This is a genomic window from Bacteroides sp. 1001302B_160321_D4 (genome assembly GCF_015667765.1).
Classification (GTDB): domain Bacteria; phylum Bacteroidota; class Bacteroidia; order Bacteroidales; family Bacteroidaceae; genus Bacteroides; species Bacteroides xylanisolvens.
The window spans coordinates 1-20916 of the sequence record NZ_JADPLO010000016.1; the positions used below are offsets into that span (position 1 = coordinate 1).

Genomic DNA, 20916 nt, shown 5'->3' on the forward strand with positions numbered 1-20916 from the left:
ATCGTTTGGGAAGAGGATGTTTTCATGATGCAAAAATAAGAATTTTAACGCAATCCCCCAAGGTTTCAGACTGAGCCCGTACCTTTTATTATAAAAGAGTACGGAGCTGTCACATCCCGCTAGTAGGAGGTAGTAACGGCTACCCAATGCATACGGGCAGACAGCCCGTACCCTATGAGAAGTCATAGAAGTACAGGCGTCTTCCCAGCATGCATTAAAAAATCCGTTACAATTTCCTACTAGCCGAGGAAACGCACAATCGCACACCACAAAGGCGTGCTACGTTCCAATGACAAAGGTACAAATACTTTTCGGAAAATAACAAGAGAGAGGTATAAATGTTTAGGAAAGAAAACGAATGATGATTGTATAATTAAAGCGTATGTATATAAATAGACAGGCTTCAATTAGTTATCTTATTCATATAAGAAACCACTCTACAATTAAAGCACCTCTCTCTTGTATAAACTAGCTACTTTTGTAGCACACATCAATTCGTTCCACAAATATGGAACGAAACAATAACAGATGTGGAACTAAAGGGAAACAACTGTGGAACTAAAAGTCAACAGCTGTAGAACGATTTAACAGTAACTATAAAACCACTAAACATTAGTATATGAGTGCAATATATGACTTATTTGAGACTCCTAGTCCAAACAAAGAAGAGAAACAACCGCTACATGCCCGTATTGTCTCCAAAGGAACCGTAGATAAAGAAGAGTTTCTGGATCGTGTCCACAAATTTACCGGTATCAGCAGAAGTTTATTGGCAGGAGCCATGGAAGCCTTTGCCAATGAAGCACGGGATTTACTAGCCGACGGCTGGAATGTAGAAATGGGAAACTTCGGATTCTTCTCTACATCGTTGCAATGTCCGCCGGTTAAAGATAAAAAAGAAATTCGGGCAGCGTCTGTCCAAATGAAAAATATTAATTTCCGCGCAAGTCGTCCATTCAAGAAAGAAGTAGGCGACAAAATGAGGCTGCAACGAGGAGAATCTATCACACGCCCTAAGAAAAATAGTATCTCCCGTGAGACGTGTCGCGAGCGCCTCAACACATATTTGGAAAATCACCTATTCATCAGCCGGACAGATTATAGCCATCTGACAGGACGAAATAAAAAAGTAGCTATTGAAGAATTAAATTCCTTTATCACTGACGGAATAATACGGAAAGAAGGGGTTGGAAAGTTGACTGTATATATAAAGGTATAAACTCTTGGAACACAGAATTAAGAGCCACAACAAGATTATTGCTGTTGTAACTCAAGTATGATTTCATCAGTGATGTAGGCATCACTCAACGTTATAAGCGGATATTGTTTATTAAGAAGCAATGCATATACCTTACTATTATAGAACAAGTGCAATGCTTTTTCGGGAGAAATATTCAAACGCTCCGCTAATTGCATCACCACACGAGTGTATTTATTCCATACTAATACATCTATCATAAACGCAGTTTATTTTATTGTTACATATTCTTTGAAAGAGAGACACTCGTCAATGAGACGTTGATTGAGAATCCTTTACCAAAGTCGAGGTTTTCGCGTCCGACACCGACCAAAGGATACTCTACGGCCTGCGTACTACCATGATAGACCTTCATACAGATTCTCCTTTTTCTTTATAATGGGCTTCCCAGTTTTCAAGAGCTTCTACCAACGTATCGGCTATGTACTCACGACTCTGGGTGTGAAGCATGTCATATCCACTTATCAGGTATTGACGGATAAGATTCAGTTTTTCCAAACGGTTATAGAGAGTAGGAGCCGGAATACCCAACTTCTGGGCGGCACTCTCAATGGCAAAAATCACAAACTCCATGACTTTGCCATCAACAACGGGGGCTGATTGGCTTGAATGTAGCATACTATACCTCTATTATCTTAGTGTAATATGTACAAATATAGTGTTTATTCTTGCAACGTTCATCGTTTTTCGGCATATTTTATGATTATCAAGAACATTTGAGTATCGTGAAACTGATTGAAATATTCCCTATTTGGAAATGGCTATTAAAGCAGAATATATAAGGATCTATAAATCAGAATCATACAAACAAAATAAATAAAAGTGAATCAAAGTACGTACATCTAGGACCGTTAAAGCACCTCCCCGGAAAGTGCCCATAGTATCTTTGCATCGTGATCACAAAGAGAATTGATAAATAAAGTAACTAATTAAAAAAACAAAAAATTATGGCACTTAGATACGTCATTAAAAAAAGAACATTCGGCTTTGATAAAACTAAAGCTGAAAAGTATGTAGCACAAAATGTAATCACCAATACGGTGGATTTCAGAGATTTGTGCGAGGAAATCACCAAAGTAGGAATGGTCCCCAGTGGAGCGGTAAAATTTGTACTTGATGCTTTGATCGATACATTAAATCTCAACCTTAGAAAAGGCATCTCTGTTCAATTAGGAGATTTCGGATGCTTCCGTCCTGGTATGAATTGCGAAAGTCAGGATACTGAAAAAGAGGTAGATAGCGATACGATACGCAGAGTGAAAATCATTTTCACTCCGGGCTACAAATTCAAAGAGATGCTAAGTAAAGTCAGTGTTCAAAAAGCGGTGGCTTCCGATGATGGTTCCATCAGCCCGGAGCAACCGGATCCCAACCCGAATCCAAACCCGGATGACGGCAAAGGAGAAGCACCGGACCCGGCAGCATAAGATTAATCATCAGCCTTTAAAAGCAGGAAAACAGTACCCGCCTACGGGCGGATACTGTTTCCCAAAGTATTCCTGTAAAAGACTTGACAACGCCTTTTTTATTTTGTATCTTTACAACATCTTAAAACATTAAAATATCAACATGAAAGAATTGCCATCAGAAGAGGAAGAAATTCCGTTTCGCATTAAAACTTATAAGAAAAAGGAATTGGCTTGTATGTACAATCCGAACATTACCCCCCGTTGCGCCATACGCATATTCACCAAATGGATTAAAATAAATAAAGAACTGCTCCGGTTATTGACTGCCACAGGTTATCATCCGCGTACACGAACTTTTACTCCCCGACAGGTACAAATCATCACCAGTATTCTGGACATTCCATAAGGATGTCCAGAATACTGGTTTTATCATTGCAGTTGTCCCGCCGCTTTCAAATAAGCCACATAATTCACATACAATTGGAAATAGGCATCCACTTTCGTCTGATAAGCCTGCTGCCAAAGCACTTGTGCTTCCAGATAATCCGAAAGAGTTTCCAGTCCCACTTCATATTGCTTACCACTGACTTTCATATTCTCCTCTGCCTGTTCCAGCGAACGTTCGGAAAGCTCCGTTTCCAACCGGGCCTCATCCAGATTATTGGCAGCTTGCATCAACTCCAGCAACATCTTTTCATTGACATTTTCCTGTTCAAGACGAGCTTGTTCCAACTTCACTTTGGCAGACTTTACTTTATTGGTACGTTCGCCAAAATGAAACAGAGGGACAGAGACATTCAGGAATACGGAAAAAGCACCCTTTTTCATCAAAGTTTCATCATTGACTTCCAATCCGTGAAGATAATCATAACTACCTCTGACACCGATACGCGGCAATAGTTCACTACGATTCAGCTTTACTTCCTGCTCGGCAATGGCTATTTGTTTGTTCAAGATTCCATATTCAGGACGGGCGGTAATATCAGAAACCTGCACTTTCCATTCCTGCTCCACTTCCGGAAAATCATCAGATATATCAATCTGTGCTGTCAAAGGGCGTCCGATGTAATGACAGAGATTCATACCCGCAAGACGGAGGGCGTTATCAGCCTTTCGCAAAGAAAGTTCACTCTCGTTGAGCTTCACCTGCACTTTCAGTACATCATTCTGCGGTTTCATGCCATGCCGGTGAGCACTCTTCACATTTTTGAAAAGTTCCGTCAGTAAGGCGTGATATTTTTCCGCCACTTTTCTCATTTCCTTGGCTTTCACTAACTGCACGTATGCTTTATCTGTATTCAGAATAACTTCCGAAGTAGTTAAGGCTTCGTTCAAGTGTGCCATTTCTTTTCCCAGTAGTGACATTTTATAGGCGGCACGGATTTTTCCTCCCATATAAAGAGGTTGCTCCACTTGTATACCGCCCGAGTAAACAGTTCCGACCTTATAGTCCAGATTCAGTCCGGGAAAATAAGCGAAACCGCTCGATACCAGTTCTCCGGTAGCAGGATTGGGCAGGAAAACCGGAAGGTTTCCTCCCGGAACTCCGAGACTTCCATCCGCTGTGCTATAAATACCCGTTCCGTTGGCTGTAAAATTAGGGAAGAAATTGGCTTTATAACTAAGAGACATCAATCGGGCTGCTTCCGTCTGCTTATTAGCGGCAGCCATATCCTTATTATATTTCAGTGCCATTTCACGGCATTGCGCCAGACTTAGTTTTTCTTGCGCGGCAAGAGAAACCGACAGGCCGAACAATACACCCGCTACACTAATGGCTACAAGAATTTCTTTTTTCATTTGTCTGTCTTTTTTATATGAAAGAATAATGCATACAAAATCGGGATAAAAAGCAACGTTATCAACGTGCCGAACAGCAACCCACCCATGATAGAAGCCGCCAACGAACCGAACATAGCATCCGGCAACAATGGAATCATTCCCAAAATCGTAGTCAGCGAAGCCATCATCACGGGACGGAGACGACTTTGCGAACTGTCTATCAATGCCGTCACAGGTTCCACTCCCTGATTAATTTGCAAAGTGATCTCATCCATCAAGACAATACCGTTCTTAATAATCATACCGATCAACCCCAATGTACCGACGATAGCCACAAAGTTGAATGTCTTCCCGGTAAGCAGCATTACGGCAACCACACCGACAAATACCAGCGGAATAGTACAGAAGATGATAACCGGTTTCCGGTAATCTTTGAACAGCATGATTAGAATGGATATCATCAGAATGATAGCAAACGGGAAATTCTTGAACAGATATTGCATAGACTTTGTGCTGGCGTTCCTCTCGCCTTGCCATTGAAGCCGATATCCGTCAGGCAGCGGAATCTGTTCAATCTGCGCGGCAATGGATTGCCGCGCCTTCTCCGTTTCTACCCCCGGAACAGGAGAACATTGCACCCGTTGGCTACGCTGCCCGTTATAACGGGGAACCACCGGATCTTCCCACTTCACATCAATCCGCTTACTGATTTGTTTTAACGGAGTTGTTCCCATCAACGTTTCCACCAATTCTTCTTTTGATAGTGTTCCTGTCTTCAGTTTCATCATCATTTCCTGTGTCAGCAAACCGTTCAGAGAAGGAAGAGACGAGAATACCTGCGTATTGTCCAGGTTTTCAATCGGATTTCCGTGTTCGTCCAGGCAACGCAAGTAGATATTATCTTTATGAATACCTTCGTAGAAAGACCCGATAGGGATGCCGCTGGTAGCGGTCAGTAAAGAAAGGCTTACATCATTACGGCTCAATCCGATAGCACGTGCCGCAGGCTGGTCATATTCAATAGTCAGTACCGGGATTTGCGGTTCCCAGTCCGTGGTAATCAGGTAAACATCCGGACAATTCTCCATAATCTTGCGGGCACTATCCGCCAACTGATGCAAAACAGCAGGGTCAGGACCGGTAAACTGCGCTTCAATAGGGTATTTTTTGAACATCAGGTTGTAGCGGTTCATCTTTACGTAAGCATCCGGATAATGTTGCGAAAGATATTGTTGAATTTCCGCCATGTTATCCACCAAATCGTCCGGAGAGGTGAAGTCGATAATCAATTCACCGTAAGATAAGGAGGGATTGGCTACGTTACGCACCAAGTTATAACGGGCAGGAGTACCACCGATAGAAGCAGTGACGTGTGTGACTTCCGGACGTTTTTTCAGGTAAGCTTCGATTTCCTCCAAGTCACGCGCCACGCGAGTGGAGTTAGTTCCTTCCGGCAATTTATATTCCATATAAAGCTGGTCGTAGACCATATCCGGGAAAAAGCCCTGCTTCATGAAACGGTAACTGAAAGCTGAAAGTAATACCAAAGCGATCATTGTAAACACAAAGCTCCAACGATGCGCCAAACTGAATGTCAACAATGAACGAAGCACGGCATAAATCTTTCCTTCATACACACGCTTTCCGGCAGCAGTTGTCGCAGAGATTTCCGGACGCAAAATCCGGTCGGCCATCAACGGAACGTGCACTAAGGCCAGCACCCAGCTAAGCAACAGGGAAACAGCGAGTACGATAAACAAATCGCGCGTATAGACGCCTGCCGTATCAGGCGACATAAAGATAGGAAGAAAAGCAATGATGGCAATCAGAGTAGCTCCCAGCAAAGGCATTGCTGTCTGCCGTCCGATAGCAGTCATTGCTTCCATCCGGCTCTTCCCGGCTTTCAAATCTACCAAAATACCGTCAATGATAACAATTGCGTTATCCACCAGCATCCCCATCGCAAGCACGAACGAGGCCAATGAAACACGCTGCATCGTACCATCCATAAAATAAAGGAACAGGAAGGAACCGAATACCGTCACTACCAGGCTGATACCGATAATCACCCCGCTCTTGAATCCCATAGCAATCATCAGGATAACGACTACGATAATCACAGATTCTATCAGATTAAGAATGAACGTCCCTAACGAAGTGCCTACGCGTTCCGGCTGATAGAAAACCTTATGACACTCTACTCCTGCCGGAAGGCGTTCAGCCTTTAGTTGCTCCAGTTTCTTTTCCACTCGATGCCCCACTTTAATAATGTCGGCATCCGGAGAAGCAGCCACCATGATTCCTATCGCACGCTGGCGGTCATAAAACAATTCGTTGCGGGTAGGGTCTTCATAATCTTTCTCAATACGGGCAATGTCACTCAACCGCAACTGATCGGCATCATGTCCCTGAATCAGCATACGACCGATGTCCTCCACCGTCTTAAACTTATCACTGACTGTCACCCGGATACGATTATCGCCATTATCATAATAACCAGTATAAGTAGTTTGGTTCTGTCCGTTCAATGTAGCTAGCACTTCGGCGGGTTTCACACCCAAGTTGGCCATCCGGTCTTGCAGGAGAGAGATGTTAATACATTCGGGACGTTTACCGTATAAGTCAACGCGCTCCACCCCATCCAATTCACTGACTTCACGTTTCACCAGTTCTGAATAATCAGACAGTTCCCTGTCGGAAAGTCCGTCACCCGTCAAAGCGAAAAACATTCCGTAAACATTTCCAAAATCATCTTTTACAATAGAAGGACTGGCACCTTCGGGAAGTTCTGCCTGTGCGTTCGCCACCTTACGACGCAACAAATCCCAGCATTGCTCTACATCCGTCTCTTTGACAGTCGTTTTCAGTTCTACCTGAATCAAAGAGAGATCATTGTAGGAATAACTTTCCACATTATCTATATTCCCCATGGAGCGGATATTTTTCTCCAGCACATCCGTCACTTCCAACTCTACCTGATGTGCAGACGCACCGGGATAGGTAGTGACTACCATAGCGAGCTTTACCGTTATTTCGGGATCCTCCAGTTTACTCATTTCATAACTGGAATAAGCTCCTCCTACAATCAGTACGGCAATCAGGAAGTAGATCAACTTCTTGTTCTCAAATGCCCATTTACTAATATCAATCATAGCAGTCCTCCCACATTGGTTTCAGTAGCCGGAAGAAGCGGCTCCACCTGTTCTCCCTCTTTTACATGATGTACCCCCGAAGCGACAACCAAGTCACCGGGATTCACTTCTCCTGAAGTAATCAGACATCTGCCGTCACTAAGCAGACGGGTTACTGTCACATCACAACGGCGAATAGCGTGACTGGAAGCATCATAAAGAAAGATACTCGTACGCCCGTTCTCACGAAGAATCGCTCCACCGGGAACCGACAGGTTACGCACATCTCCTTCACTACATTCGATAGTTACCATTGTATTCATGCCGGGCGATGGAACTGCCTGTTTATCTTCTTTCTTCAGTTGAAGCCGCATGGTGTACAACTGATTGGCATTTGCCTTAGGGGTGACACTAATCAGTTCCAAAGCATATCTTTGATGAGGATAAATATCGAATGTACAATAATAGCGGGTAAACTGCTGTCGACGAATATATTCCACTGCCGGAAGATTAATCTCTACCTCCGGGCTTCCCTCACTGATGATGGAAACGACGGGCATACCGGCAGCTACCGTCTCATGGGAATCAAAAAGACGTTTCTGCACATATCCGCTAAAAGGAGCATACAAACGGGTGTATGCCAACTGATCTTTAGCATGGTTATATTTGGCGGTAATCTGTCTCAATCCGTACACGGCCTTATCGTTAGCATCCGGTGTTGTCACATTTTCCTTATAAAGTGCCATCACCCGTTCCGCCTCCGCTTTCACACTTTGATATTCTGCTTCTGCCGCATCCAGCTGAATCTGATAGTCTGTCGGATCTAATTCTGCCAGTAATTGCCCTTTACGCACATAGGCACCGTCATTTACATGCATATACTGAATAGTACCACTCACCCGGAAAGACAGACTTATGTCCTGTGCCGCTTTCACCCGTCCCGGAAACTGCAAAGCTATTTGTCTGTCGGCAGAAAGTACGGTATCAATCTTCACTGCCGGCTTACTGTCTGTGTTTTGTACACGTTGCCCACACGAAGTCAATAGAACTGCTAAAAATCCTGTTAATAAGAAGTCTAATCGTCTCATATTTTCACTTATTAGTTAGTTGTCACAAAAGTATCCCAAGCAAACATGAGGAGAAAGGTTGATTTAGACGAAACATTGTTCTATTTGTACGTTAGCTAAGATAAAAAGCCGAAATAGTTTGCTATTTGTATTTATTTGTTTGTTACTTTGTAAGGAAATTCATTTCAACGAAAAGGAATATGGAACCACTGATGCCATTCAAGTATGTTATAATATCTCCGGAAGATACTTCCATGAAAGAAGGATGCATTATTTCCGAATTCAACCAATGCGGACTTTTCCTCTGCCAGAAAGGACAGGCGGAAATCCTGCTGGGAGGTAGACCATATCAGATTAACAAAAGGAATCTTTTCATATATACTGCAGCCAACCTTCTACAGATACGCCAAAGAAGCGCAGACCTGAAAGGAATCATGATAGAGGTCGATCTGGATTATGTCATACCGATAGTAAACAAAGTAGCCAACTCGGAAAACTTGCTTTATTTGCGGGAAAATCCCTGTCTGTCGCTTTCCGAAGAGCAATATACATTTGTAGAGAACTTGCTCAAATCTGTAGAAAAACGAATTAATAGGGAGAATATCTGTAACAGTTCCCGACAGAAACAACATTTAATTTCTGAATTAATCAAATCCTGGGGACAAGTGATATGCTATGAGTTATTAAACATCTATTTCAACAACGAACCGCAAACACCACTACCACAGGACAAAAAGGATAAGATTTTCCAAAATTTCATGATTACCCTCTATCGATATTATCATCAGGAACGGGATGTTACTTTCTATGCAAACAAGCAATGTCTGTCCGCCCGATATTTTTCTTCTGTCATCAAGGAGAAATCAGGGAGTAGTGCTTTGCAGTGGATTATACAGAATGTCATTACAGAAGCCAAATATCTGCTCGATAATACCGATTTAAGTATTAAGGAAATAGCGACCAAGCTCAACTTCCCCACACAATCATTCTTCGGGAAATATTTCAAGCAGTATGTCGGCATATCTCCTAAAGAATATCGGAACAAACTTATCAAACAGTAACTTTCTTAAACTGCCGGAACTGCCACCACAACATACCTCCGGATATAAGACTAGCCGCCAAATCTGCCACAGGCATACTGGCCCAAACACCCATTTGTCCATAATAATGAGGTAGAATCAATAAACAGGGCACTAAGAATAACATCTGTCGGGTCAGCGACAAGAAAATGGCTTTACTTGCCATTCCGATACTCTGGAAGAAATTGGAAGCTACCATCTGGAAACCTACAATCGGATAGAAGAACACCACTACACGAAATCCCTTAGACGCAATACTGATTAATTCTGCGTCCGAAGTAAAAATGGAAGATACGATTTCCGGAATGAACATACCTATCAGGAAACCAATCGTTGTCACTACAGTTGCACAATAAATGGTTACTTTCAGTACTTCCGTCACACGAGGATAGAGCTTCGCACCAAAATTATATCCCGCAATGGGCTGCATCCCCTGGTTCAGTCCCAATACAATCATAATAAAGACAAAAACAATACGATTAACAATACCGAATGCACCGATCGCCAAATCACCTCCATGCTCTTTTAATCCCTGATTAATCAGAATCACAATAAAGCAAGACGCCATATTCATCAGGAAGGGAGACATACCGATAGCCAATGAATCCAACACGATCTTCCGTTTCAAACGGAAAATACCTTTTTTCAATCGTATCAGTTCGTCTTTGCGACAGAACAGATGAAGCTGCCAGACCAAAGCGATCAACTGCGCACAAACCGTAGCTGTGGCCGCCCCGCGAATTCCCCAGTCGAATACAAAAATAAACAAAGGTGCAAGTAATACATTGATTAACACGGTCGTGATGGTTGCCACCATCGCTTTCTGCGGATGTCCCGAGGCACGAAGCACTGCATTCAGCCCCAAATATAAATGAGTTACCACATTTCCCAGCAGAATAACCTGCATAAATTCGCGGGCATATTTGACAGTCTCATCACTTCCGCCGAAAAAATAAAGTATCGGATCAAGAAAAGGCAGAACGACCAGCGTAAAAGAGATACCTATAATAAGGTTTAATACAAACACATTTCCCAAAACCCGCTGTGCGGTATCATAATCTTTCTGGCCCAACTTCACAGAAATCAATGTAGCCGCACCTACCCCTACCAGAGAGCCAAAAGCCGCGGCAAGATTCATTAGCGGAAAGGTTAATGCCAACCCGGAGATAGCCATCGCCCCTACTCCATGACCAATGAAAATACTATCTACCATATTATAAAGAGAAAACGCCGTCATGGCGATAATTGCCGGAATGGCATACTGCATTAAAAGCTTTCCAATCTTTTCCGTACCCAACGCAGTGGGTGTCTTTTGTCCTGTCATACCTATTAGTTTGAGGGTGCAAAGATACAAAAAAGAGACGGATTACAGGATATATGAGAAAAGTTTCGTATTTTTGCCCACAAAATTGAGTTAATACGTAACGAAATGAATATATTAGAACTAAGTGAACAGGAAATTATTCGACGTAACAGTCTGAATGAGCTTCGTGCAATGGGTATTGATCCATACCCTGCAGCAGAGTATGTAACCAATGCTTTCTCTACAGATATTAAAGCTGAATTTAAAGACGACGAAGAGCCACGCCAGGTTTCCGTAGCCGGTCGTATCATGAGCCGCCGCGTGATGGGTAAAGCATCTTTCATCGAATTGCAGGACTCTAAAGGTCGCATTCAGGTGTATATCACCCGCGATGATATCTGTCCGGGAGAAGACAAAGAACTGTACAACGCTGTATTCAAACGCCTGCTCGACTTAGGTGACTTTATCGGTATCGAAGGTTTCGTGTTCCGCACACAAATGGGTGAAATCAGTATCCATGCAAAGAAACTGACTGTACTGGCAAAGTCTATTAAACCGTTGCCAATCGTTAAATACAAAGACGGAGTAGCTTACGACTCTTTTGAAGATCCCGAACTCCGTTATCGCCAACGCTATGTGGACCTGGTAGTAAACGACGGTATCAAAGAAACATTCCTGAAACGCGCCACTGTAGTGAAAACATTGCGCAACGTTTTGGATGAGGCTGGTTACACGGAAGTGGAAACTCCTATCCTGCAATCTATTGCCGGTGGAGCCAGTGCACGCCCGTTCATCACTCACCATAACTCATTGGATATAGACCTTTACCTACGTATCGCAACAGAGCTTTATCTGAAACGACTGATCGTAGGTGGTTTTGAAGGTGTATATGAAATAGGTAAGAACTTCCGTAACGAGGGCATGGATAAAACTCACAATCCGGAATTTACCTGTATGGAACTTTATGTTCAGTACAAGGATTACAACTGGATGATGAATTTCACCGAAAAACTGTTGGAACGTATCTGTATCGCTGTAAACGGCTGTACGGAAAGCGTTGTCGACGGAAAAACGATCAGTTTCAAAGCTCCTTACCGCCGCCTGCCTATCCTAGATGCTATCAAAGAAAAGACAGGATACGACCTGAACGGCAAGAGCGAAGAAGAAATCCGCCAAGTTTGCAAGGAACTGAAAATGGAGGAAATCGACGAGACAATGGGTAAAGGCAAGCTGATTGATGAAATCTTCGGAGAATTCTGCGAAGGTACGTATATCCAGCCGACTTTCATCACCGATTATCCGGTTGAAATGTCTCCGCTGACCAAGATGCATCGTTCTAAACCGGGACTGACCGAACGTTTCGAATTAATGGTGAACGGTAAAGAGCTGGCTAATGCTTACTCGGAATTGAATGACCCATTGGATCAGGAAGAACGTTTCAAAGAGCAGATGCGTTTGGCCGACAAGGGAGACGACGAAGCGATGATTATCGATCAGGACTTCTTGCGTGCTTTACAATATGGTATGCCTCCTACATCGGGTATCGGTATCGGTATCGACCGCCTGGTAATGTTAATGACCGGACAGACCACTATTCAGGAAGTATTATTCTTCCCCCAAATGCGTCCGGAAAAAGTAGTGAAAAAAGACGCTGCCGCTAAATATATGGAATTGGGAATCGCAGAAGACTGGGTTCCAGTGATCCAAAAAGCCGGTTACAACACTGTAGCTGACATGAAAGATGTCAATCCGCAGAAGTTGCACCAGGACATCTGCGGCATTAACAAGAAATATAAATTAGAACTGACCAATCCGTCGGTAAACGACGTAACTGAGTGGATACAGAAAATTTAATAAGTTCTTCATCCAAATCCATACAAATGAAATTACCCGGCAAGATAGCGATAATGGGCGGAGGAAGTTGGGCTACAGCCATCGCAAAGATGTGTCTGGCCCAGGAAGACTCTATTAATTGGTATATGCGGCGAGACGACCGCATTGCCGATTTTAAACGATTAGGGCACAATCCGGCTTATCTGACAGGAGTGAAATTTGATACAAAACGCATCTCATTCAGTTCCAACATCAACGATGTGGTGAAAGAATCGGATACACTGATCTTCGTCACTCCCTCTCCTTATCTGAAGGCGCATCTGAAAAAACTGAAAACCAAGATAAAAGATAAGTTTATCATCACCGCTATCAAAGGAATCGTACCCGATGACAACGTTATTGTATCGGAATACTTCACAAAAGAATATGGTGTACCACCAGAAAATATAGCAGTCCTTGCAGGTCCCTGCCACGCAGAAGAAGTAGCCTTGGAACGCCTCTCCTACCTGACTATCGCCTGCCCTGACAAAGACAAAGCACGTATCTTCGCACGTCGTCTGGGAAGCAGCTTCATCAAAACATCTGTCAGTGATGACGTAGCGGGTATCGAATACAGTTCGGTACTTAAAAACGTATATGCCATCGCTGCCGGTATCTGTAGCGGTCTGAAATATGGCGACAACTTCCAGGCTGTACTGATCTCCAACGCCATTCAGGAAATGAACCGTTTCTTGAATACGGTGCATCCGTTGAACAGAAACGTGGATGAATCTGTTTATCTGGGGGATTTATTGGTGACCGGTTACTCCAACTTCAGCCGCAACCGAACTTTCGGAACGATGATAGGTAAAGGGTATTCCGTTAAGAGTGCGCAAATTGAAATGGAAATGATTGCGGAAGGTTACTATGGTACAAAATGTATCAAAGAAATCAATAAGCATCATCATGTCAATATGCCGATACTGGACGCAGTGTACAACATTCTGTACGAACGTATCTCACCAATGATCGAGATTAAACTGTTGACTGACTCTTTTAGATAAAAAAATATTAAGTATTAAGTATTAGGCATTTAAGTATTACCCGCAGGTACTCATACTTGACAATCCATACTTGATGACTAATACTTAATACTTAATACTTAAAACTTAATACTTAAAATATATGATTAGTTTAAACATTGAAAAAACATTTGGATTCATCTCCAAAGAAAAGGTTTTTGCTTACGAAGCTGAAGTAAAAGCCGCACAGGAAATGCTTGAAAAAGGTACAGGCAAAGGTAACGACTTTTTAGGATGGTTGCATTTGCCTTCTTCTATCACTAAAGAACACCTGGCCGACCTGAACGCTACTGCAAAAGTATTAAGAGACAATTGTGAAGTAGTAATCGTAGCCGGTATCGGTGGTAGCTATCTGGGTGCCCGTGCCGTCATCGAAGCTTTGTCTAACAGCTTCACTTGGTTGCAGGAAAAGAAAACAGCTCCTGTCATGATCTATGCAGGACACAATATCAGCGAAGATTATCTGTACGAACTGACTGAATATCTGAAAGACAAGAAATTCGGTGTCATCAATATCTCTAAATCAGGAACTACTACTGAAACAGCTCTTGCTTTCCGTTTGCTGAAGAAGCAATGTGAAGATCAGCGCGGCAAAGAAACTGCAAAGAAAGTAATCGTTGCCGTGACGGATGCCAAGAAAGGTGCTGCCCGTGTAACAGCCGACAAAGAAGGATACAAAACATTCATCATCCCCGATAACGTAGGCGGACGTTTCTCTGTCCTGACTCCGGTTGGTTTGCTGCCTATTGCAGTGGCCGGATTCGATATCGACAAACTGGTTGCCGGTGCTGCCGACATGGAAAAAGTATGTGGTTCGGACGTTGCATTTGCTGAAAACCCTGCTGCTATCTACGCTGCTACCCGCAATGAGTTGTACAGAAATGGTAAGAAGATCGAAATCCTCGTTAACTTCTGCCCAAAACTGCACTATGTAAGCGAATGGTGGAAACAGCTTTACGGAGAATCTGAAGGAAAAGACAATAAAGGTATCTTCCCTGCATCGGTAGATTTCTCAACAGACCTCCACTCTATGGGTCAATGGATTCAGGAAGGCGAACGTTCTATCTTTGAAACGGTGATTTCAGTAGAGAAGGTTAACCACAAACTGGAAGTTCCTTCTGATGAAGCAAATCTGGACGGCTTGAATTTCTTAGCCGGCAAACGTGTGGACGAAGTGAACAAGATGGCCGAATTGGGAACACAGTTGGCTCACGTAGACGGTGGTGTACCTAATATGCGTATCGTACTTCCGGAATTGAGCGAATACAACATCGGTGGTCTGCTCTATTTCTTCGAAAAGGCTTGCGGTATCAGCGGTTACTTGCTAGGCGTGAATCCATTCAACCAACCGGGTGTGGAAGCATACAAAAAGAATATGTTTGCGTTGCTGGACAAACCGGGGTATGAAGAAGAATCTAAAGCAATCCGTGCAAAACTGTAATCAAGAACGTTTTTATAAACGGTAAACTATAAACAATGGACGGTGAACAACTATGCTATATGCATAGATTTGTTCACCGTTCATTATTATATTCTATTGGTTGCTGTTTCCGGTTGCACCGTTTATTATCCGTTGTACCGTTTACAGCGCACCATTTTTACTTATCATCCTCCGCTTTCGTCTTCAAGCCGATTTCTTCCTGTGCTCCTTCACATTCGGCTTTGGAAGAAAGATAGAACTCTAATTTTACATCGCCGTTCTTATCTACTTGTTTGATGGTCGCAATCACCATAATTTTAGCTTTTGACACACCATCCTTAAAACGAAGCTGTCCCTTTTCCACATCTGTCAGATTTCCCTCTGTAGATACTTCTGTTTTCTCAAAGATGAGTTTAGTATCCACTTCATCATCATTCTGAAGTCTAAAGGTTTTCAGTTCAGCTCCATTTCCATCCAAAAGCAGAAGAGCTTTCACTTCGTCCCCCACCTTCAAGGCCGGCAATTCGTCCCTCTGATTCGCATAGTCTTTTTCACCGGAACCGGAACTTTCATCCTCCGATTCAACCTTTGCATAAAGCTTTTCTATCTTGATAACAGGACTTTCCCCACTATCAGAGCAGGCGCCTAAAAACAATGGTAGCAACAATAATACTCTCTTTTTCATGCTATCGTCGAGTTTATAACGTTACAAAAATACACATATTCTTCTAAACAACAAATAATTATACAAGTAATACGCCGCAATTCAGTAGTGCCGAACAGTCTACACGACAAGAGTTGGCAGTAGATACCACATGGCAAGTAATCACTAAACTATCTTCCCGTTCTAACTTATCTCTCGTTTTTTATCGTTATCTTTGCCTCATATACAACTGTAGATTAAGCGAATCAAACTAAAAAGAACAAATAAAATGACAGGAAATTTATTAAAAAAATCCAGTGGATTCATATTATTATGTAGCATATCATTGCTAATGCTCGTAATGACCGGTTGCCAGGAAGCCAAACTCAAGACAGTGATCGGAGTAGCCAACAAACAGTGTCCGATAGACATGGGAGCAGTCGGTACGATCACCAGCATCATCTACGACGGGAATAACGTAGTGTACACGCTGAACATGAACGAAGAGATTACCAATATAAAGATATTGAAAGACAATCCGGAAAGCATGAAATCATCTATCACAATGATGTTTCAAAATCCGGCAGCAGATGTAAAAGAGATGCTCAAGTTGATGGCAAAATGCAATTCCGGATTACACATGATATTTGTAGGGAATAAGTCGGGCGAACAAGCGGTTTGCGAACTTACCGCCGAAGAACTGAAAGAAGTGATTAATACAAATGCCGACCCTGCACAAAGCGGACAAACAAAGCTTGAAGCGCAACTGAAAATGGCGAACCTGCAATTCCCGATGCAAGCCAGCGAAGAAGTCATTGTCGAAAAAATCGAGGTCATAGGCGAATCGGTTGTTTATATATGCAGTGTGGACGAAGAATTGTGTCCCATCAGCCAGATTGAAGAAAACGCAGCAGAAGTGAAAGAGGGTATTGTATCAACACTGGCAAGTCAGACCGATCCCGCCACCCAGATATTCATCAAAACCTGCATAGATAACAATAAAAGCATAGCTTACAGATATATCGGCAAGGAATCCGGTCAGCAATACGATGTGATTATTCCTCTGTCTGATCTGAAGAAAATGCTCATAAAAAAATAAAATATCATCTTAAAAAGATTCTGCAACGTACCAAAGTATGAAAAAGAAACTGAAAGCCGTCCTGTTTGACATGGACGGCGTACTTTTTGACTCTATGCCCTATCATTCGGAAGCCTGGCATACAGTAATGAAATCTCACGGACTCACTCTTAGTCGCGAAGAAGCATATATGCACGAAGGACGGACGGGAGCCTCCACTATTAATATTGTTTTCCAACGTGAACTGGGCAGAGAAGCTACCCAAGAAGAAATAGAAAGTATCTATCAGGAGAAAAGTGTTTTGTTCAATTCGTATCCTGAAGCAAAACGTATGCCCGGTGCATGGGAGTTGCTACAAAAAGTGAAAAAGGATGGATTGATTCCGATGGTGGTCACTGGTTCCGGCCAACTATCCCTGCTCGAACGGTTGGAGCACAACTATCCGGGAATGTTTCGTAAAGAATTGATGGTTACAGCGTTCGATGTAAAATATGGTAAGCCCAATCCCGAACCGTATCTGATGGCATTGAAAAAAGGCAGACTTAAAGCTGATGAAGCCATCGTAGTAGAAAACGCTCCGTTAGGAGTGGAAGCCGGACACAATGCGGGTATCTTTACAATAGCCGTAAATACAGGTCCTTTGAACGGACAAGTATTGCTGGATGCCGGAGCCGATCTGCTACTGCCATCCATGCAAGCACTAAGCGACCATTGGGATACGCTGTTTGAAAAGAACACCTAAAAGCTGAAAAGATAATTTATTCTTCAAAACAGGAGAAAAACATTGAAAAGAAGGAATATAAATCGTATTTTTACAGGAGTTTAATTCACTTAGATTCCATCTAAGCCAACGCAGATTCTACTATGCAAAAGTTATTATCCTTACCACCCAATTTGATCCATTGCTTCCACGAACTGGAAGAAGTCAACCATACCGATTGGTTTTGTACATCAGACCCCATTGGGAGCAAACTAGGCTCCGGCGGCGGAACGACATGGTTATTGCAGGCCTGCCATCAGGCATTCGCGCCACAAAAATCTTTCGGCAACTGGATAGGAGATGAAAAAAGAATATTGCTCCATGCAGGCGGACAAAGCCGTCGCCTGCCCAGCTACGGACCTTCCGGCAAAATATTGACTCCGATCCCGATCTTCAGTTGGGAAAGAGGACAAAAACTCGGACAGAATCTATTATCATTGCAGCTCCCACTCTATGAAAGGATTATGAATCAGGCCCCGGCCGGTCTGAATACGCTGATCGCAAGCGGAGATGTATATATCCGTTCGGAAAAGCCACTCCAGGATATTCCGAATGCAGACGTAGTGTGCTACGGCTTATGGGTAAATCCTTCCTTGGCAACCCATCATGGTGTATTTGTTTCCGACCGGAAAAAGCCGGAGGTTCTCGACTTCATGTTACAGAAACCTTCTCTTGAAGAGTTAGAAGGATTATCGAAAACTCATCTTTTCCTGATGGACATCGGTATCTGGATTTTGAGTGACCGCGCCATCGAAGTATTGATGAAACGGTCATTAAAAGAAGGAACCAATGATATTAATTATTATGACTTATACTCAGACTACGGCTTGGCTTTGGGAGAGCATCCCAAAACGGAAGATGAAGAAATCAATCAGTTATCCGTAGCCATATTGCCTTTGCCCGGTGGAGAATTCTATCATTATGGCACAAGCCATGAACTGATTTCTTCTACTTTAGCCATACAAGACAAGGTACGCGATCAAAGAAGGATCATGCACCGGAAAGTAAAACCGAATCCGGCTATCTTTATCCAGAACTCTATCACACAAGTTTCTCTTTCTGCAGACAATGCCAACTTATGGATTGAGAATAGTCATGTGGGAAAAGGCTGGAAACTGGGTTCCCGCCAAATAATAACAGGAGTTCCCGAAAACCAATGGAACATCAACCTGCCGGATGGAGTCTGCATCGACATTATCCCTATCGGCGACAATGACTTTGTTGCACGTCCGTATGGATTGGATGATGTGTTCAAAGGAGCGTTAGACAAATCAACGACTACCTATCTTAATATCCCTTTCACCCGCTGGATGGAAGAAAGAGGAATTACCTGGGAGGATATAAAAGGACGCACCGATGATTTACAATCAGCATCTATCTTCCCCAAAGTAACTTCTGTTGAAAATTTAGGCATATTAGTGCGCTGGATGACATCGGAACCCCAACTGGAAGAAGGGAAAAAACGTTGGCTCAAAGCAGAGAAAGTTTCTGCCGACGAAATCTCGGCAGGCGCCAACCTCAAGCGTCTTTATGAACAGCGCAACGCTTTCCGTAAAGAGAACTGGAAAGGACTGGCGGCTAATTATGAAAAAAGCGTATTCTATCAACTTAACTTACTGGATGCCGCAAACGAATTTGTACGTTTCAACCTGGATACTCCCGATGTCCTGCAAGAAGATGCCGCACCCATGCTACGGATACACAACCGGATGCTTCGTGCACGCATCATGAAACTACGTGAAGACAAAGATTGCGCAAAAGAAGAACAGGCAGCCTTCCAACTGCTTCGTGACGGTTTATTAGGAGTGATGAACGAACGTAAAAGTCATCCCACACTCAACGTTTATTCCGATCAGATTGTATGGAGCCGCAGCCCTGTACGCATTGATGTGGCAGGAGGATGGACGGACACCCCTCCCTACTCTCTTTATTCAGGAGGAAGCGTTGTCAATCTTGCCATCGAACTGAACGGCCAACCGCCGCTGCAAGTATACGTTAAACCCTGCAAAGAATATCATATTACCCTTCGCTCCATTGATATGGGCGCAATGGAAGTGATACGAAATTACGAGGAACTGCAAGATTACAAAAAAGTGGGTTCTCCATTTTCCATCCCCAAAGCCGCCCTTACGTTGGCAGGTTTCGCGCCGGCATTCTCAACAGAATCCTATCCTTCTTTAGCCAAACAGCTGGAAGCCTTCGGTTCGGGAATCGAAATTACCCTGTTGGCTGCTATTCCTGCTGGCTCGGGGTTAGGTACCAGTTCCATTCTGGCCTCCACCGTGCTCGGAGCAATCAATGATTTCTGCGGACTGGCTTGGGATAAGAATGATATATGCAGTTACACATTAATATTGGAACAACTACTGACCACAGGAGGAGGTTGGCAGGATCAATATGGCGGTGTGTTTTCCGGCATTAAACTACTACAATCCGAAGCAGGTTTCGAACAGCATCCATTAGTGCGCTGGTTGCCCGATCAACTCTTTGTTCATCCTGACTACCGCGACTGCCATCTGTTATATTATACAGGAATTACCCGTACTGCCAAAAGTATTCTGGCGGAAATTGTCAGTTCCATGTTCCTCAATTCCGGTCCACATCTAAGTTTGCTAGCCGAGATGAAAGCCCATGCAATGGATATGAGTGAAGCTATCCTGCGCAGCAACTTCGATAGTTTCGGTCGATTGGTCGGCAAAACCTGGATACAAAACCAGGCATTAGATTGCGGAACCAATCCGCCGGCAGTAGCAGCCATTATTGAGAAAATCAAGGATTATACCCTAGGATACAAACTCCCCGGAGCAGGTGGTGGCGGTTATTTATATATGGTAGCCAAAGGCCCTCAAGCAGCCGGACAAATCCGACGGATATTGACAGAACAAGCTCCCAACCCACGCGCTCGTTTTGTAGAAATGACGCTTTCTGACAAGGGACTTCAGGTTTCAAGAAGCTAAAGAAGAGGCATTGCCAGACTACCGGTCAATCTCATTCAGAACCACAAAAAACAAGCTTGGACAGATTCAAACGAAATGTCCAAGCTTCAATTTTTCAATGCCATAATGATCTGTTTTACATGTTGAGACTTGAAA

The 20916-nt window shown here is 43.3% G+C and carries 17 protein-coding genes and 1 pseudogene; 10 read left to right on the forward strand and 8 right to left on the reverse strand.

The window, feature by feature from the left end; all coding sequences use genetic code 11:
• Positions 1–619: 619 nt before the first annotated feature.
• On the forward strand, positions 620–1219 hold the full coding sequence (locus KFO40_RS08440; protein ID WP_008641083.1) for a DsbA family protein: 600 nt from the start codon (positions 620–622) through the stop codon (positions 1217–1219).
• 35 nt (positions 1220–1254) lie between these two features.
• Here the strand turns inward: KFO40_RS08440 and KFO40_RS08445 are convergent, their stop codons facing one another.
• From KFO40_RS08445 to KFO40_RS08455, 3 genes are read right to left on the reverse strand one after another with little or no spacing between them, the layout of a single operon-like run.
• A complete protein-coding gene (locus KFO40_RS08445; RefSeq protein WP_004299389.1) occupies positions 1255–1458 on the reverse strand; it encodes a DUF3791 domain-containing protein in 204 nt (67 codons plus the stop codon).
• Between the two features lie 20 nt (positions 1459–1478).
• Positions 1479–1613: a DUF3990 domain-containing protein gene (locus tag KFO40_RS08450; protein ID WP_004299388.1), complete on the reverse strand. Its 135-nt coding sequence runs from the start codon at positions 1611–1613 to the stop codon at positions 1479–1481.
• Complete coding sequence (locus KFO40_RS08455; protein WP_004299387.1) at positions 1610–1876, reverse strand: DUF3791 domain-containing protein; 267 nt, start codon at positions 1874–1876, stop codon at positions 1610–1612. Before KFO40_RS08455 ends, KFO40_RS08450 begins: the two co-directional genes overlap by 4 nt.
• 329 nt (positions 1877–2205) lie before the next feature.
• On the opposite strand from KFO40_RS08455, the gene KFO40_RS08460 reads away from it, so the two are divergent.
• Complete coding sequence (locus KFO40_RS08460; protein ID WP_004313515.1) at positions 2206–2685, forward strand: HU family DNA-binding protein; 480 nt, start codon at positions 2206–2208, stop codon at positions 2683–2685.
• Positions 2686–2827: 142 nt separating this feature from the next.
• On the forward strand, positions 2828–3073 hold the full coding sequence (locus tag KFO40_RS08465) for a DUF4248 domain-containing protein (protein ID WP_004299385.1): 246 nt from the start codon (positions 2828–2830) through the stop codon (positions 3071–3073).
• A gap of 23 nt (positions 3074–3096) precedes the next feature.
• On the opposite strand, the gene KFO40_RS08470 is transcribed toward KFO40_RS08465, so the two are convergent.
• The 3 genes from KFO40_RS08470 to KFO40_RS08480 are packed head-to-tail and all read right to left on the reverse strand — an operon-like array spanning position 3097 to position 8668.
• The gene (locus tag KFO40_RS08470) at positions 3097–4467 is read right to left on the reverse strand and encodes a TolC family protein (protein WP_044130663.1); all 1371 of its coding nucleotides are present in this window, start codon (positions 4465–4467) and stop codon (positions 3097–3099) included.
• Positions 4464–7601, reverse strand: a complete 3138-nt coding sequence (locus KFO40_RS08475) for an efflux RND transporter permease subunit (protein ID WP_118195549.1) — start codon at positions 7599–7601, stop codon at positions 4464–4466. The genes KFO40_RS08470 and KFO40_RS08475 overlap by 4 nt, the downstream gene beginning before the upstream one ends.
• Positions 7598–8668, reverse strand: coding sequence for an efflux RND transporter periplasmic adaptor subunit (locus KFO40_RS08480; RefSeq protein ID WP_022275942.1), 1071 nt, complete (start codon positions 8666–8668; stop codon positions 7598–7600). The genes KFO40_RS08475 and KFO40_RS08480 overlap by 4 nt, the downstream gene beginning before the upstream one ends.
• A 179-nt stretch (positions 8669–8847) precedes the next feature.
• Here KFO40_RS08480 and KFO40_RS08485 point away from each other — a divergent pair, with 179 nt between their 5' ends.
• Positions 8848–9708 (forward strand): AraC family transcriptional regulator, encoded by an 861-nt coding sequence (locus KFO40_RS08485; protein WP_117683260.1) that lies wholly within the window; start codon positions 8848–8850, stop codon positions 9706–9708.
• On the opposite strand, the gene KFO40_RS08490 is transcribed toward KFO40_RS08485, so the two are convergent.
• Positions 9698–11050 carry an MATE family efflux transporter gene (locus tag KFO40_RS08490; protein WP_117683261.1) on the reverse strand — a complete coding sequence of 451 codons (1353 nt, stop codon included), beginning with the start codon at positions 11048–11050 and terminating at the stop codon, positions 9698–9700. The genes KFO40_RS08485 and KFO40_RS08490 overlap by 11 nt on opposite strands.
• A 105-nt stretch (positions 11051–11155) precedes the next feature.
• On the opposite strand from KFO40_RS08490, the gene lysS reads away from it, so the two are divergent.
• The 3 genes from lysS to KFO40_RS08505 all read left to right on the forward strand — a co-directional run bounded on the left by lysS (position 11156) and on the right by KFO40_RS08505 (position 15364).
• A complete protein-coding gene (gene lysS, locus KFO40_RS08495; RefSeq protein ID WP_004299379.1) occupies positions 11156–12883 on the forward strand; it encodes a lysine--tRNA ligase in 1728 nt (575 codons plus the stop codon).
• A gap of 26 nt (positions 12884–12909) precedes the next feature.
• Entirely contained in the window at positions 12910–13905 is a 996-nt protein-coding gene (locus KFO40_RS08500; protein ID WP_008024959.1) for an NAD(P)H-dependent glycerol-3-phosphate dehydrogenase, read from the forward strand.
• Between the two features lie 121 nt (positions 13906–14026).
• Positions 14027–15364: a glucose-6-phosphate isomerase gene (locus KFO40_RS08505; protein WP_004299377.1), complete on the forward strand. Its 1338-nt coding sequence runs from the start codon at positions 14027–14029 to the stop codon at positions 15362–15364.
• Between the two features lie 157 nt (positions 15365–15521).
• Here KFO40_RS08505 and KFO40_RS08510 read toward each other — a convergent pair whose 3' ends face one another.
• Positions 15522–16028, reverse strand: coding sequence for a DUF5035 domain-containing protein (locus KFO40_RS08510; RefSeq protein WP_004313491.1), 507 nt, complete (start codon positions 16026–16028; stop codon positions 15522–15524).
• 247 nt (positions 16029–16275) lie between these two features.
• Here KFO40_RS08510 and KFO40_RS08515 point away from each other — a divergent pair, with 247 nt between their 5' ends.
• From KFO40_RS08515 to KFO40_RS08525, 3 genes and pseudogenes are all read left to right on the forward strand, one after another.
• Positions 16276–17085, forward strand: a complete 810-nt coding sequence (locus tag KFO40_RS08515; protein WP_211146262.1) for a hypothetical protein — start codon at positions 16276–16278, stop codon at positions 17083–17085.
• A gap of 37 nt (positions 17086–17122) precedes the next feature.
• Complete coding sequence (locus KFO40_RS08520) at positions 17123–17806, forward strand: HAD family hydrolase (protein WP_211146263.1); 684 nt, start codon at positions 17123–17125, stop codon at positions 17804–17806.
• 119 nt (positions 17807–17925) lie between these two features.
• A pseudogene (locus KFO40_RS08525) lies at positions 17926–20781 on the forward strand (bifunctional fucokinase/fucose-1-phosphate guanylyltransferase); the annotation flags it as partial.
• Positions 20782–20916 lie beyond the last annotated feature (135 nt).